10 protein-coding genes are annotated in these 15599 nt (G+C 42.1%); all 10 read left to right on the forward strand.

The window, feature by feature from the left end:
- Position 1 precedes the first annotated feature (1 nt).
- Entirely contained in the window at positions 2-1087 is a 1086-nt protein-coding gene (locus NQ505_RS09250; protein WP_009000102.1) for an SGNH/GDSL hydrolase family protein, read from the forward strand.
- Entirely contained in the window at positions 1084-2112 is a 1029-nt protein-coding gene (locus NQ505_RS09255) for a zinc-dependent alcohol dehydrogenase (RefSeq protein ID WP_009000101.1), read from the forward strand. The genes NQ505_RS09250 and NQ505_RS09255 overlap by 4 nt, the downstream gene beginning before the upstream one ends.
- A 4-nt stretch (positions 2113-2116) precedes the next feature.
- Complete coding sequence (locus NQ505_RS09260) at positions 2117-2983, forward strand: carbohydrate kinase family protein (RefSeq protein ID WP_009000100.1); 867 nt, start codon at positions 2117-2119, stop codon at positions 2981-2983.
- Between the two features lie 289 nt (positions 2984-3272).
- Positions 3273-3863, forward strand: coding sequence for an RNA polymerase sigma-70 factor (locus NQ505_RS09265; RefSeq protein WP_004307060.1), 591 nt, complete (start codon positions 3273-3275; stop codon positions 3861-3863).
- A 71-nt stretch (positions 3864-3934) separates the two neighbouring features.
- Positions 3935-4948 carry a FecR family protein gene (locus NQ505_RS09270; RefSeq protein WP_009000099.1) on the forward strand — a complete coding sequence of 338 codons (1014 nt, stop codon included), beginning with the start codon at positions 3935-3937 and terminating at the stop codon, positions 4946-4948.
- A gap of 267 nt (positions 4949-5215) precedes the next feature.
- Positions 5216-8581 carry a SusC/RagA family TonB-linked outer membrane protein gene (locus NQ505_RS09275; RefSeq protein WP_009000098.1) on the forward strand — a complete coding sequence of 1122 codons (3366 nt, stop codon included), beginning with the start codon at positions 5216-5218 and terminating at the stop codon, positions 8579-8581.
- Positions 8582-8591: 10 nt separating this feature from the next.
- A complete protein-coding gene (locus NQ505_RS09280) occupies positions 8592-10247 on the forward strand; it encodes a RagB/SusD family nutrient uptake outer membrane protein (RefSeq protein WP_009000097.1) in 1656 nt (551 codons plus the stop codon).
- Between the two features lie 31 nt (positions 10248-10278).
- Positions 10279-11277, forward strand: coding sequence for a family 43 glycosylhydrolase (locus tag NQ505_RS09285; protein ID WP_009000096.1), 999 nt, complete (start codon positions 10279-10281; stop codon positions 11275-11277).
- A 26-nt stretch (positions 11278-11303) separates the two neighbouring features.
- Positions 11304-13352 (forward strand): DUF5125 domain-containing protein, encoded by a 2049-nt coding sequence (locus NQ505_RS09290; protein WP_009000095.1) that lies wholly within the window; start codon positions 11304-11306, stop codon positions 13350-13352.
- Between the two features lie 135 nt (positions 13353-13487).
- The gene (locus tag NQ505_RS09295) at positions 13488-15599 is read left to right on the forward strand and encodes a beta-galactosidase (RefSeq protein WP_009000094.1); all 2112 of its coding nucleotides are present in this window, start codon (positions 13488-13490) and stop codon (positions 15597-15599) included.

Consider the following 15599-nt stretch of genomic DNA (forward strand, 5'->3'; position numbering starts at 1 on the left):
CATGAAGAAGTTTTTTATTCCGGTTGTTCTGTTACTGTTGTGTGTAGTATCGGTTTCGGCACAAAAACAGATTGAAGCATCTACACTTAACCTGATAGGTAAGCCGTTTGAATTGACCCCAAATCCATATCATAGAGTCGATACATTGGTTTATAAAGGTTTTAATCGGACGGAGAATCGGCAAGTTCGTTGCCCGGCTGGTATGGCTGTACTGTTTAAAACAAACACGCGTAATATACATATTACGACAAAGTGGGGGTATGTATATTCGAGTAACTCGACAATGCCAATCTCTTATAAGGGATACGATCTTTATATCAAAAATGCGGACGGACAATGGCAGTATGCGGCAAGTGGTTCATCGAAAGCGTATAAAAGCGAACGTATTGAGACGTTTGCACTTATAGAGAATATGGATGGTACAATGCACGAATGCATGATGTATATGCCGATGTATTCAGAGGTTATTTCTTGTAAGATAGGGATAGATGACGACGCTGTTATCGAGCCGTTGAAGTCGGACTTTCGTCATAAGATAGTGGTATATGGCTCTTCATTTACGCAAGGAGTAAGTACGGATCGGTCCGGCATGAGTTATCCTATGCAATTTATGCGCAATACGGGCTTTCAAATCGTGTCGCTTGCAACAAGCGGACGTTGTTTGATGCAACCTTACATGACCGATGTCCTTGTGGAAGTAAGAGCTGATGCTTTTATATTCGATACCTTTTCGAATCCTGATGCAGAATTGATTAGAGAGCGCTTGATACCGTTTATCAATCGGCTCATAGCAGCGCATCCGGGCACTCCGTTGATATTTCAGCGTACTATCTATCGTGAACGACGCACATTCGACACAGTTCTTGATGCGAAAGAACGGGCTAAAGCCGCAACTGTAGAAGAGTTGTTTGCAAAGATCCTTGTTGACCCGAAATACAAAGATGTTTATCTAATCACGCCTAATGCTTCCGATGCACACGAGACATCGGTTGATGGAACTCATCCTAATAGTTATGGATATACACTTTGGGCTAAGTCGATAGAGGCTCCGGTAATAGAAATCTTAAGTAAATATGGAATAAAATGAGACAAGCTGTATTGGTAGAACCGAAACATATAGAGTTTCGTGAGGTCGAGGCACCTAAAGCGTCAGACCTGAAAGAACATCAGGTTCTTCTGAATATAAAACGAATAGGTATTTGCGGAAGTGAAATACATTCTTATCATGGATGTCATCCGGCAACCTTCTACCCGGTAGTTCAGGGACATGAATATTCGGCAGTGGTAGTCGCTACAGGTCCGGCGGTCACAATATGTAAGGCAGGTGATATTGTCACTGCACGTCCGCAACTTGTGTGTGGGAAGTGTAAGCCTTGTAAAAGAGGAGAGTATCATATTTGTGAAGAACTGAAGGTACAAGCCTTTCAGGCAAATGGAGCCGCGCAAGACTTTTTTGTAGTAGATGATGACAGGATTGCGGTGTTACCTAAAGATATGTCACTTGACTATGGCGCTATGATAGAACCGGTGGCAGTTGGTGCGCATGCAACAATGCGTGGCGGTGACTTAAAAGGTAAAAATGTAGTTGTTTCGGGTGCTGGAACGATTGGAAATCTCGTGGCACAGTTCGCAAAAGCCAGGGGAGCTAAACAAGTTCTAATTACCGATGTGAGTGACTTCAGACTTGAAATGGCCCGTAAATGTGGCATAGAGGATACGCTTAATGTTGCTAAGACGCCATTTAAGGAAGGGATTAAGAGTGTTTTTGGTGATGAAGGTTTCCAAGCCGCATTCGAAGTCGCCGGGGTTGAGTCGAGTATTTGTTCGCTCATGGAATGTATTGAGAAAGGGAGTACCATCGTTGTGGTGGCGGTATTTGACAAAGATCCTTCGCTTAGTATGTTCTATTTGGGAGAACACGAATTAAAGCTGAATGGAACGATGATGTATCGCCATGAAGATTATCTTGCAGCTGTCGATATGGTAAGTTCGGGAGCTATCCATCTCGAACCGCTTATCTCGAATCGCTTCCTGTTTGAACAGTATGATGAGGCATACAAATTTATAGATGAGAATCGTTCGACATCCATGAAAATAATTATTAAATTATAAAACCATGAAAATAATAGGTATAGGAGAAGTTGTTTGGGACTGCTTCCCGGAAGGCAAAAGACTTGGCGGAGCACCTATCAATTTCTGTTTTTTTGCAAAAGAGTTGGGAGCAGATTCGTATCCTGTTACGGCAATAGGCGAAGATGAACTGGGTGATGAAACGATTGTGGTGCTTAAAAAGACCGGACTTGATTTAAGATATGTTTCTCGTAATTGTTTGCCGACGGGAAAAGTGCTAGTGTCGTTGAATGAGGCTGGCGTTCCGCAATATAACATTGTTGAGAATGTTGCTTGGGATGCAATCGAGTGTAGTCGTGCAACAATGGAACTTGTTAGCGATGCAGATGTGGTTTGTTGGGGCTCTTTGGCACAGCGAAGTGAAAAGTCGCGTACTGCAATCTTGAGGTTTATAGATGCAGTGCCGAATACCTCCTTGAAGGTATTCGATATTAATATCAGGCAACATTTTTATTCGACAGAGTTAATTGTGGAATCATTGCAAAAGGCCAATGTTCTCAAATTGAATGAAGACGAGTTACCGTTGCTGATTTCTCTTCTTTCTCTTTCGACAGATTTTGTTGAAGCTATCGCAGAGCTTATTTCTCGTTTCTCACTTAAGTACGTCATATTTACGCAAGGCGCAATGTGTAGTGGAATATACGATGTAAGTGGGGAAGTTTCATCCATTGACACGCCCAAGGTCGAGGTAGCCGATACTGTAGGTGCAGGCGATTCGTTTACCGCTACCTTTGTTGTTAACATACTTAGAGGTGAATCGGTGGCGGAATCGCATCGTAGAGCAGTTAATGTCTCGGCATATACTTGTACGCTACGAGGAGCTATCAATCCGTTGCCGGATAGTCAAAAGTAATAAGATAAAAAGAATGAGATAAGTGTAATTAAAGTACTTATCTCATTTTTTTACTTTAAACAGAAGTATGGTATTATAAAAAATATCAGTAGTTCTTTCATAATTTAATTTTCACGTTTTAGAAACAGCTCTTTTGAATTGGTCCTTATTTTTCGTTTTTTAGGGCTGAATATGATAGGGGATGTGCATTATAAATGCTCTGATTATTCTCTTGGAGATACTTATATAGATATTAGGTTAATTAGGACAAATTCTCTAAATTTGTGCCATTAACTTGACTAATACATCCATGGAGCATACTGAAACTTTAATAGTGGAGCAGTTGAAGACAGGCAATGAGGATGCCTATCAATACATCTATGACCGTCACTATGCCCTGTTGTGTCATGTCGCGAATGGCTATGTAAAAGATCAATTCCTCGCGGAAACTATCGTCGGAGATACTATTTTTCATTTATGGGAGATTCGTGAAACGCTGGAGATTTCCGTTTCCATCCGTAGCTATTTGTTGAGAGCCGTCCGTAATCGTTGTATCAACTATCTTAATTCAGAATGGGAAAAGCGCGAGATTGCGTTTTCATCTCTAATGCCCGATGAGATAACAGACGATAAAATGACGATATCCGATTCGCATCCGTTGGGGACATTGCTGGAGCGTGAACTGGAAGAGGAAATATATAAAGCCATTGATAAATTGCCGAACGAATGTCGTCGCGTGTTCGATAAAAGCCGTTTTGAAGGAAAATCATACGAAGAAATTTCTCAAGAGTTAGGCATCTCTGTCAATACGGTTAAGTATCATATAAAGAATGCATTAGCATCTTTACAAACGAATCTAAGTAAATATCTGATTACTCTACTTTTATTTTTTTTCGGGTAAAAACGAAAAAAAGTCATTTTTAGACTACCCTCAATTAAAAATCTACTGTCTCCTTTATAGAACGCAGAAAAATGGAAGAAGAAAAGAAACATATTGATGAATTGATTGCAACCTATCTGACCGAAGGTTTGGACAAAAATGCTTTAGCCGAACTAAAAGCATGGATAGCTGCATCACCTGAAAATGAGGATTATTTTATTCAGCGACGGGAAGTCTGGTTCTCTGCCGTGAGCCGTGAAGCCGCGTCGAAATACAATAAAGACAAGGCATTTGATACCTTTAAGAATCGTATCGGGAGCCGGAAGCAAGTGGAGAAAGCTCCTCGCCAGGAATTCCGTTTGTCGGCGTTGTGGCGTTATGCCGCGATTATCGCAGTCATACTTGCAGTAGGATGCTTCTCATATTGGCAGGGAGGAGTGAATGTAAAAGACACTTTTGCAGATATATCCGTAGAGGCTCCTTTAGGATCAAGAACGAAACTTTATTTGCCTGATGGTACATTGGTTTGGTTGAATGCCGGTTCACGAATGACCTACTCACAAGGCTTCGGAGTAGATAACCGTAAAGTAGAATTAGAAGGCGAGGGATATTTTGAAGTCCAACGGAATGAGAAACTCCCTTTCTTTGTAAAGACCAAAGATTTGCAATTGCAGGTATTGGGAACAAAATTTAATTTCCGCGATTATCCGGAAGATCATGAAGTAGTAGTATCCTTGTTGGAAGGGAAAGTAGAATTAAGTAATTTACTGAAAAAAGAGAAAGAAGCTTTCCTTGCACCTGACGAGAGAGCGATATTAAACAAAGCGAACGGATTGATGACCGTAGAAACTGTCACAGCTTCCAATGCCTCCCAATGGACGGATGGCTATCTGTTTTTTGATGAAGAACTTTTGCCGGACATCGTGAAAGAACTGGAACGTAGCTACAATGTGAATATCCATATAGCTAATGATTCATTAAATAAATTCCGGTTCTACGGAAACTTCGTCCGTCGGGAACAAAGTATTCAGGAAGTGTTGGATGCATTGGCATCTACAGAGAAAATACAATATAAAATTGAAGAGCGCAATATAACTATCTATTAACCGGTTACCAGAGATTATAATACTATGATTGTTTAACCTTATAATTGAAGAATATGAGTAAAGGAAATAATACTGAATAGTCTTTAGTGAATGATAAGGAGAGAAAAATAAAAACCGGAAGATCTCGAACATCTTCCGGCTCCTGAATCTCTTCTTTAACAACTTTCAAACGTGAGCATGTTTTCAAAAGAGATTATGCAAAGTTAGCAAAATACATCTCTTTTAAAACGAGTTATTCAAGTTTTAATTAAATAATTTGTTTATTTTATGAATTACAGGAAGAAGGCCATATTAATGGTCGTGGCTCTCTTTTGCCTTAACATAGCAATGCTAGCCCAGGCCGTTTCATTGAAAATGAATAATGTTTCAGTGAAAGAAGCAATGACGCAATTGAAGAATAAAAGCGGATATTCTTTCGTATATAAAGTGGGAGACCTGGATACCAGGAAGATTGTAAGTGTAAAGGCAAAACAATTGAATGAAGCTATCGATCAGATATTGTACGGGCAAGAAGTTGTTTATGAGGTAAAGGGCAAGAATATTATTGTCCAAAAAGGGCAAGCGCGGCAGAATACCTCTAAAGACACTAAAAAGCGTAAAGTCACAGGTACAGTGAACGATGCCAACGGTGAACCGATCATCGGTGCTACCATCAAGGAAAAAGGAACAACCAACGGAACCGCATCTGATTTGGATGCTAAGTTTTCCCTGGAAGTGTCACCGGGAGCTGTATTGGAAGTCTCCTATATCGGTTATCAGACACAGGAAGTAAAGGTGGGCGACCGGGTATCTTTATCTGTCACCTTGGCTGAAAATCAGCAAATATTGGACGAGGTGGTAGTGGTGGGGTATGGTACAACCTCCCGTAAAAACCTGACTACTTCTATCGCTACCGTAAAAACAGAAAAAATATCCAAAGCGGCTACTAGCAATATCTCCGGAATGTTGCTGGGACGTGCTGCCGGTTTGCAGGCAACCGTTGCCAGTCCCCAGCCGGGAGGAGGTATTAATATCTCCATTCGTGGAGGCGGTACACCAATTTATGTGGTGGATGGAGTAGTTATGCCTAGCGGCTCTTTTGAAGTCGGCACGGGAAGTACGTCACTTCCTTCTTCCGTCAATCGTGCCGGACTGGCCGGATTAAACCCCAATGATATTGAATCCATTGAAATCCTGAAGGATGCTTCTGCAGCAATTTATGGTATCGGAGCAGCGGATGGTGTTATTCTGGTGACTACCAAAAAAGGAAAAGAGGGAAAACCGACCATCGTGTATGAAGGAAGCTATTCCGTGCAAAAACATTATCCTTACCTGGATGTATTGAGCGGACCCGAACTGATGAACATGGTGAATGTATTCAGTAAAGAGAATTATTTATATGACAAAGGTCAGTATCCTTATGGAAACGCCGCTTATGACGATAAATGGACACCTATCTTTACACCGACACAAATAGCCAATGCCCCGACTACGGATTGGCTGGACAAGGTACTGAAAACAGGTGCAGTGACCAATCATAATCTGACGATTAGCGGTGGTTCGGAAAAGTTTAAATACTATCTGGGCGTTAACTACTATAAAGAAGACGCTACCGTTTATAATTCGGATATGGAGCGATACTCCCTGCGTACAAACATCACATCCCAGCTGACTAATTTCCTGAAACTGACAACCATTGTCAACTTGAATCAGAATAATTACACGAACTCTACTGTCGGCGGAGATGTCGGAAACTTAAGAGATCAGGGAGCCGGAGCACTTTTCGGGGCAATCTTCTATCCCTCTTATCTTCCCGTGTACGATGCCGAAGGACAATATAATGTATTCAGCCGGACGCCTAATCCCGTTTCCATGCAAGATATTAATGACAAATCCGAGCAAAATGGTTACTACATGAACTTCTCACTGGATGTCGATATTATCAAGAATATGCTTTCAGCCAAAGTATTGTATGGCTTGAACAAGGAAAATACCTCTCGTGATTCTTACATTCCTTCTGATATTTACTACGCATTGCAACGTAAATCCAGAGGAAACTTAGGATATGGAAAAAGGCAGCAAAGCACTCTCGAAGGTACATTAACATTCCAACATAAATTTGGAGAGTTATTGGATATGAATTTGATGGCCGGTATGGGACGTTATCTTGATAGTGGCGATGGTTCGGATATATCTTATGAAAATGCCAATGACCATATACAGGGAAGTAGCGTAGGTATGGCAGACGGTCCTTTCTATCCGACTTCCTATAAATATAAGAATGAAAAGAGATCACAGTTTGTCAGAGGAAGTTTCGACTTATTCGGACGCTATGTAGTATCCGCTTCATTGCGTCGTGACGGTACGGATAAATTCTTTCCCAGTAAGAAATACGCCCTCTTTCCATCTGTTTCTCTTGCATGGAAGATGAACGAAGAATCATTTATAAAGAATATCTCTTGGATTAATATGTTGAAATTAAGAGCCAGTTACGGTGAAACAGGTAGCGATAACCTGGGTACAACACTATACGGTATTGTAACGACAACCCGCGAGGATGTTCAATTCAATAATAATTCGGTAACTTACATTCCCTACATATTGTCCGGCGCTAACTATGAAGATGTCACCTGGCAAAAGACAGTCATGAAAAATATCGGATTGGATTTTTCTATTTTTAGAGATCGAATCTGGGGTAGTGTAGATGTATTCCGTAACGACGTAACCCATTTGTTGGGAACAGCGCCGACAGAATTATTGGGAATGCACGGAACACGTCCAATTAATGGAGGGCATTATAAACGTACCGGAGTAGATGTAAGTCTAAACTCATTGAATCTCCAGACACATGATTTTAAATGGACCTCTCAAATTACGATGTCCCATTACAATGCAGTATGGATCGAACGTATGCCTAACTATGATTATCAGAAATATCAGAAAAGGAAAAATGAACCGATGAATGCATTCTATTATTATAAAACGACCGGTATTATTGATGTGGATAAGAGTAATATGCCCGAATCGCAACGTTCATTGGGACCTGCCGCCTGTATGCCGGGTTATCCTATTGTCGAAGATAAAAACGGTGATGGAATCATTGACGTGAATGACTCTTACATGGATAACATGCTTCCTAAATTTTATTTTGGTTTTGGCAATACGTTTACATGGAAAAACTTTGATCTGGATATATTTATGTACGGACAACTAGGTGTAAAGAAATGGAATGACGCATATAGTTATAGTGCAGATGCCGGAAATCTCTCCAGGGGAGTGGATGCGCACAATGTGGGTATCTATTCTTATAACATCTGGAATACCCAGACAAACACGAACGGACATTTTCCGGGTATTGCAATCAGTAAATCAGTGGCTTTACCCGAAAATCTGGGCTTTGATTATACAAGAGAAAATGCCTCTTATATACGTGTGAGAAACATCACACTGGGATATAACCTGGGCCCCAAAGAATTATCCGTATTTAAAGGATATATTAGAGGAATACGTGTGTTTGTTGACTTTCAGAATCCTTTGACCTTTACCAAATACAAAGGATATGACCCTGAAATCAACACTTCCTCTTCGAATCTGACCGGAGGACAATATCCTCAAATGAGAGTTTATTCAATAGGTGCAAAATTAACCTTCTAAACTTCAAGCTATGAAATCTAACAAATTATGTCGTATGAAAAAGAAGTTCTTTTTACCGATGCTTGTTTCCTTGCAACTCTTATTCGGTAGTTGTGAGAATAATTTTGATCCTTATATTTACGGAGCTTTGTTGCAGGGAGAATATCCTTCCACAGAGCAGGAGTATGTTTCCTATATGATGGTTTGCTACCTGCCTTATACTACGGTTTGGACGTATGATATGGGTTCGGGTGGTTTGCAACATGGTATTCATATACAGTCTGGAGGAGCGGTGCGTATGTTTGATTCTGCTTCTGATATATGTGCGCCTGCTACCACAGTAGGTGCAGACTGGGAACGCCTTAGTAAAGGAGATTATAGTAATTGCTTTTATTACTGGCGCGGAAATGTAGACGACGGTGGTAACTTGAATCATTTCCCGAAAACAGCCCAGGTAACCCGTATGACTGAAGTGATTGGAACGTTGGAAAAAGCTCCCCTGACTGCTCTTACAGAAGAAAAGAAGAATAATTTACTTGGAGAAGCACGCTTGTGTCGTGGATTGATGATGTACTTCCTGTTGCATGTTTACGGTCCCGTACCGGTAATCCTGGATCCCGAAAAAGTAATTGATCCGGAAGCGTTGTCGAATACCGTGCGTCCTTCTTTGGATGAAATGACTCAATGGATTACGGATGATCTGGAATTTGCCGCAAAGAATGCTCCCGAAGTAGCCCCGGATTTGGGACGCTATACGCGTGACTATGCCCGTTTCTGCCTGATGAAACACTGTCTGAACGAGGGTGAACACATGGAAGGTTATTATCAGAGAGCGATTGATATGTATAATGAACTCAATACGGGCAAATATGATTTGTTTAAAACCGGAAGTACTCCGTACGTTGACCTGTTTAAGAATGCCAATAAATTCAATAAAGAAATGATTATGGCTGTCAGCTGTAGCCCGACTGCCGATGGTAACCCGAAACATGGAAATGCGAATCCTTTCCTGATGTGGGCTTTACCTTCTGATGTGGCAAAAGGGGATCCTTTTCCAATGGGAGGCGGATGGCTCCAGGCTTTCAGTATGGATAAAAAATACTACGATGCTTTCGAAAGCAACGACGGTCGTCTGAAGACCATTGTAACCAGTTATAAGGATAAGAATGGTGTCGTTATCAACAAAGATAATCTGGGAGTGAGATGGAACGGATATATTATAAATAAATTCCCGCAGGAGACGATGACTACTTTCCAGGGTACCGATATTCCTTTGGCAAGATGGGCCGATGTATTATTGATGTATGCAGAGGCAGAAGTGCGTAAAACAGGAACTGTACCTTCCGTAGCTGCTATAAATGCGGTGAATCAGGTGAGAAAAAGAGCCGGGCTGTCGGACTTGCCGAGTGTGACAACCAATACAAAAGACGCTTTTTTAAACGCTATTCTGATAGAGCGGGGACATGAATTTTTCTATGAAGGTAATCGAAAGATTGACTTGATCCGCTTTAATAAATACGCGCAAGAAATGTATAAGGCGAAAGGCATAATGCCGACGCATCAATACATGCCGATTCCTAACTATGCAGTCGAACAGGCCATTTCTTATGGAAAAGAGCTGAAGCAGACTTGGGAACGTCCGGGTTGGGCGGAGGATAAGAGCAAAGCGCAGCAAAGTATAAATTAAACCTATTAACTGAATAAAAGATATGAAACGTATGAGTTACTATATAATTGGTCTATTATTGTCTTTAATGAGTTGGTCGTGTTCGGATGATGCAGAAACAGGCAGAGAAGAAATTCCGGTGGAAACTGATGGCGGATATTTGTTCGCTCACATGACTAATGCGAATTATGGAAAGTTGTATTATGCTGTTTCCCGGGATGGCATCAATTGGGAAACGCTGAATAAAGGTCGGATCATCAATAGCGCTTACATTGGACATCCTGATATTTGTCAGGGACATGACGGAGCTTTCTATATGATTGCAGTCAATCCGTTGGCTTTGTGGCGTTCGGAAAATCTGGTGACATGGACATCTACCCAGTTGAATGAAATGATTTTTAATCGTAGCAATGCACAGGGATTCTATACTACCTATTATTGGGGAGCACCCAAAATGTTTTATGACAAGGATAGCGAACTGTACATTATAAGCTGGCATGCCTGCAACGACCCGGATAAGGACGATTGGGACAGTATGCGCACTCTCTATGTGTTGACAAAGGATTTCGAGACCTATACGGAACCACAGAAATTATTCAATTTTACCGGTACGGATGAGAATATGGCTATTATCGATGCTATTATCCGTAAAGTAAACGGTGTTTATTATGCGATTATGAAAGACGAACGCGATCCGGCTGTTGCCCCGGAAACAGGGAAAACAGTCCGTATTGCCACCTCTTCCAATCTGACTGGTCCCTACACTAATCCGGGAGCACCTGTCACTCCGAATGATATGATGCGTGAAGCACCTATTTTTATCGAACGGCCGAATCATAGCGGTTGGTTTATTTATGCGGAATCTTATGCAGCCAAACCTTATGGGTATCATTTGTTTCAGTCGACCTCTATGGACGGCCCATGGAAAGAGCGTACTTTCTCCGGACCTAATGTAAAGGATGGTACGGACAGGCCCGGCGCACGACACGGCTGCATTGTAAAGGTGAACGAAACAGTTTATCAGGCTCTGCTGAAAGCATATAAAAAATAAATGTATAATCTTAATATGACTGCATTATGAAATATTATATATATACGGTTCTTCTGTTGCTGTTAACGGCATCTTGCAGTGATGACGTACAGAAATGGGATCAATGGCCGGAATGGAAACTTGCCTCTCCTCTTTCTGTAGGAGGTCAAGTGTTGGATGAAGAGATTTACTCTAATTTTCAGGGAAAAAAGCTTCATCTGGAAAAAGGACAGGAAGTCGAGTTTTCGGGGGTTGACGAAATAGAATCCATTCTTTCACCGGATTACTTTGAATATGTGTCCGAAAATAAGGCCCGTTTCAAAGGAGAGACGGCTGATTATAGTGTGCTTTATGATCCTGCTAATGAGCTTTTGTACATAGAAAAAGCCGGGGCGACCTATCCGGACGGATTATGGCTCTGCGGAGCCAACTGGGGACATCCTCAAGCGAGGCTGGTTACCACAAGCGGCTGGAGTATGGACGGACCCAACAATGTGCTTTATTGCTATAAAAGTGCCGACAATGTTTTTCAACTGACTCTCTATCTGGCTAATAACTTCTCATTTAAGTTTTTCAAGCATAGAGGTTGGGGAGAAGGAGACAATGAGATCACTACTCTTCCCGAAGATAATATCACTCTAACTACCCCTTTCCTGGTTGCCGGAAAGACGGGAGGAGATTTTATTCCGGGACCTCTGTTCCAACCCGGAGTTTATCTTATCACGCTCGATTTGAACAATAACACTTGTGCTTTTGAAGCGAAAGATGAGAATATTCAAGAACAATCCTTCCTGGTTAACGGTCAGGAAATGGGTATATTAGAAGAGGCTTCATCTTTTCTGGGCATTGCTTTGGAACTTCATAAAGGTGATGAAGTGACTTTCAGCAATTTTGGTGATGTGAGAAAGATGCTTCAACCGGATTTCTTTGAAAATATAACAAAAGATAAAGCCACATTTATCGGAGTAGACGGAAACTATAAATTGTATTATGATCCGATAAACAAACTGACATATCTGGAAAACCGCTCGGTGAATTATCCGGATGGGTTATGGGTTTGCGGATCCAGTTTCGGACATCCTCAAGCCGGACGGGTGACTGTCGGTGCATGGACTTTCAACTTGCCGAGTGATGCATTCCAGTGTGTGAAGGTAGCAGACAATATTTTTGAAACCACTCTTTATCTGGTTAAAGATTTCCAGTTTAAATTCTACAAACAACGTCCTTGGGGAGGTGAACTGGCTAGTACTATTGTCAATACGCAACCTGTTAATTTATTGGGTAAGGGATGGTATTACAGTGATCCGGCAACAGGTGGCACTGGTGGCGGACATTTTACCGGTGATTTTGTAGCCGGACCGGATTTCACACCGGGAGTATATCGTGTCCGGATAGATTTGAATAAGAATATATGTATGTTTATTGATAAGGTGGATGAAGGACAACTTGGACCGGAATCTTATAAAATAAATGGTACGGAACTGACTCAATCTACTAATCCAAGCTATATCGCTGTAGAGTTAAACCTCACGAAAGGACAAGTGGTCGATTTCGAAGGATTTAGTTATCTGGACTATATGCTTCAACCGGAATACTTTACGAATGAAAATGGACAATATAAGTTTAACGCTCCGGACGGTAAGTATCGGATTTCATATAATAAGGATAGAGAACTTATATATGTAGAGAAAACGACCGATACGGAATTCCCGGAAACAGTATGGATAACTGGAGCTGCCTTCGGCCATCCTAGAATCAGCGGACTCCTTCCCGATGACATTGGAAATTGGGGATGGGATAATCCAAAAGACTTTATTTGTTGTGTGAAGACCGGAGATCGTGTATATGAAACTAACCTCCTTCTGAACAACGATTTCATGTTCAGATTTTATAAAAGAAAAGGTTGGAATAATGAAATTACTTCGTTTGATGTGACCATCGTATCTGAAGGTGATTTAATAGCCCGGGGCGGTTATTGGGATGGAGATCAATGGAAGGAAACAGAGAACTTCGGACCGGGAAATAATTTCAGAGCCGGTATATATCATGTCAAACTGGATATGAATACAAATACCTGTACGTTTACAAAGAGATAATAGTCTGACATAGGTATTAGTGTTACATAAGATAAAGAGGCCGGGTTTCACCGAAACACGACCTCTTTATACAAATAGCAATGTGGCTTTTTCTTTCAGAAATGTCTTATCATATAGATTCTAAAAATAATATCCATGAAGAATTTCCTATTTGTCTTAACTTTATTGTTTTCATTATCATCCTTTTCCCAGTCTCCGGTCGATAAGTCTTTTCCTCCGGAAGAGTTGTTTGCTTTGGGCTCTTACTATTATCCCGAGCAATGGGAGTCCTCCCAATGGGAGCGTGATTTGAAGAAAATGTCGGAAATGGGCATCAAATTCACCCATTTTGCAGAGTTTGCCTGGGCTATGATGGAACCGGAAGAGGGAGAATATCATTTTGAATGGCTGGATCGTGCAGTCTCTCTGGCGGAGAAGTATGGTCTGAAAGTAATCATGTGTACACCTACCCCCACGCCTCCCGTCTGGCTGTCGAAAAAATATCCCGACATACTGATTCAACGGGATAATGGAGTGACCATTCAACACGGACGACGTCAGCACGCTTCCTGGAGTAGCGATCGCTACCGTCATTATGTAGAAAATATAGTTTCCCGCCTGGCAATACATTATGGCAATAATCCAACTGTTATCGGCTGGCAGATTGACAATGAACCGGGACACTACGGGGTGGTAGATTACAGTGAAAATGCACAAGCCAAATTCCGTATCTGGTTACAGAAGAAATACGGCACTATTGACAAACTGAATGATACTTGGGGTGCCTCTTTCTGGAGTGAAACCTATCAGAACTTCGAGCAGGTTCGCCTTCCCAACCAGCAGGAAGTACCTGATAAGGCCAATCCTCACGCCATGCTCGATTTGAACCGCTTTATGGCGGACGAACTGGCAGGCTTTGTCAATATGCAGGCAGACATCCTTCGGCGGCATATCCACAAAGACCAATGGATCACTACCAACCTGATACCTATTTTCAATCCGGTCGATCCGGTACGGATCGATCATCCGGATTTCCTGACCTACACCCGCTATCTGGTGACCGGACATAATCAGGGAATAGGCAGCCAGGGTTTCCGGATGGGTATTCCGGAAGATCTCGGTTTCTCAAACGACCAGTTCCGTAATCGCGTAGGTAAAGCCTTTGGAGTTATGGAACTCCAACCCGGGCAGGTGAACTGGGGAATGTATAACCCCCAACCTTTACCCGGTGCCATCCGTATGTGGGTGTATCACGTCTTTGCAGGTGGTGGGAAATTCGTATGCAATTACCGTTTCCGTCAACCTCTGAAAGGCAGTGAGCAATATCATTACGGTATGATAATGACCGATGGAGTAACTCTTTCTCCGGGCGGTGAAGAATATGTACGCATTACGCAGGAGATGAAAAAACTGCGTGCCGCCTACGATAAGAAAAATCGTATGCCCGGTCAACTGGCCTCCCGGCGTATTGGTTTACTTTTCGATATGAGTAATTATTGGGAAATGGAGTTTCAGCGGCAGACGGATCAATGGCGGACGATGGCTCACGTGCATAAATATTACAATCTGCTAAAATCTTTTGCAGCTCCCGTAGACGTGATTTCGGAGAAAGAGGATTTTTCCGGTTATCCTTTCCTGATAGCTCCTGCCTATCAGTTGCTTGACAACAAGCTGGTGGAACGTTGGACTGAATATGTGAAGAAGGGAGGACATCTGATCCTGACTTGCCGTACCGGTCAGAAAGACCGTGACGCCAAACTGTGGGAGGCTCCTTTGGCTGCTCCGATCCATCAACTGGCCGGAATAAATAGCCTGTATTATGACCATCTGCCACACAATCTGTACGGAAAGATCGATTTCGAGGGTAAGGAATTTGCCTGGAATAATTGGGGAGACGTACTGACACCGGCTGCCGGAACAGATGTGTGGGCTGTCTATACAGACCAGTTTTATAAAGGAGCCGCTTCCGTGATACACCACAAACTGGGTAAGGGAACGGTTACTTATATCGGAACGGATACCGATGACGGCAAACTGGAAAAAGAGGTGGTACGTCGTGTATATACAGAAGCAGGCGTATCGACCGAAGATTTGCCGTACGGAGTAGTGAAAGAATGGCGTGACGGTTTTTACATCGCCTTGAATTATACGTCGGACATTCAGGAAATAGTCATTCCCGATGAGGCGGAGGTACTGATTGGCAGTGCACGCCTTGAACCTGCGGGAGTAGTGGTGTGGAAAGAAAAATCGGACAACAAGCATAAATAA

The sequence above is a fragment of the Bacteroides sp. D2 genome (genome assembly GCF_025147085.1).
Taxonomy (GTDB): Bacteria; Bacteroidota; Bacteroidia; order Bacteroidales; family Bacteroidaceae; genus Bacteroides.

Excerpts from the sequence above, each read along its gene's own strand:
- NQ505_RS09265 (WP_004307060.1), top strand. The coding sequence starts at position 3,273 with ATGGAGCATACTGAAACTTTAATAGTGGAGCAGTTGAAGACAGGCAAT.
- NQ505_RS09250 (WP_009000102.1), top strand. The coding sequence starts at position 2 with ATGAAGAAGTTTTTTATTCCGGTTGTTCTGTTACTGTTGTGTGTAGTA.
- NQ505_RS09280 (WP_009000097.1), top strand. The coding sequence starts at position 8,592 with ATGAAATCTAACAAATTATGTCGTATGAAAAAGAAGTTCTTTTTACCG.
- NQ505_RS09260 (WP_009000100.1), top strand. The coding sequence starts at position 2,117 with ATGAAAATAATAGGTATAGGAGAAGTTGTTTGGGACTGCTTCCCGGAA.
- NQ505_RS09290 (WP_009000095.1), top strand. The coding sequence starts at position 11,304 with ATGAAATATTATATATATACGGTTCTTCTGTTGCTGTTAACGGCATCT.
- NQ505_RS09295 (WP_009000094.1), top strand. The coding sequence starts at position 13,488 with ATGAAGAATTTCCTATTTGTCTTAACTTTATTGTTTTCATTATCATCC.
- NQ505_RS09255 (WP_009000101.1), top strand. The coding sequence starts at position 1,084 with ATGAGACAAGCTGTATTGGTAGAACCGAAACATATAGAGTTTCGTGAG.
- NQ505_RS09270 (WP_009000099.1), top strand. The coding sequence starts at position 3,935 with ATGGAAGAAGAAAAGAAACATATTGATGAATTGATTGCAACCTATCTG.
- NQ505_RS09275 (WP_009000098.1), top strand. The coding sequence starts at position 5,216 with ATGAATTACAGGAAGAAGGCCATATTAATGGTCGTGGCTCTCTTTTGC.
- NQ505_RS09285 (WP_009000096.1), top strand. The coding sequence starts at position 10,279 with ATGAGTTACTATATAATTGGTCTATTATTGTCTTTAATGAGTTGGTCG.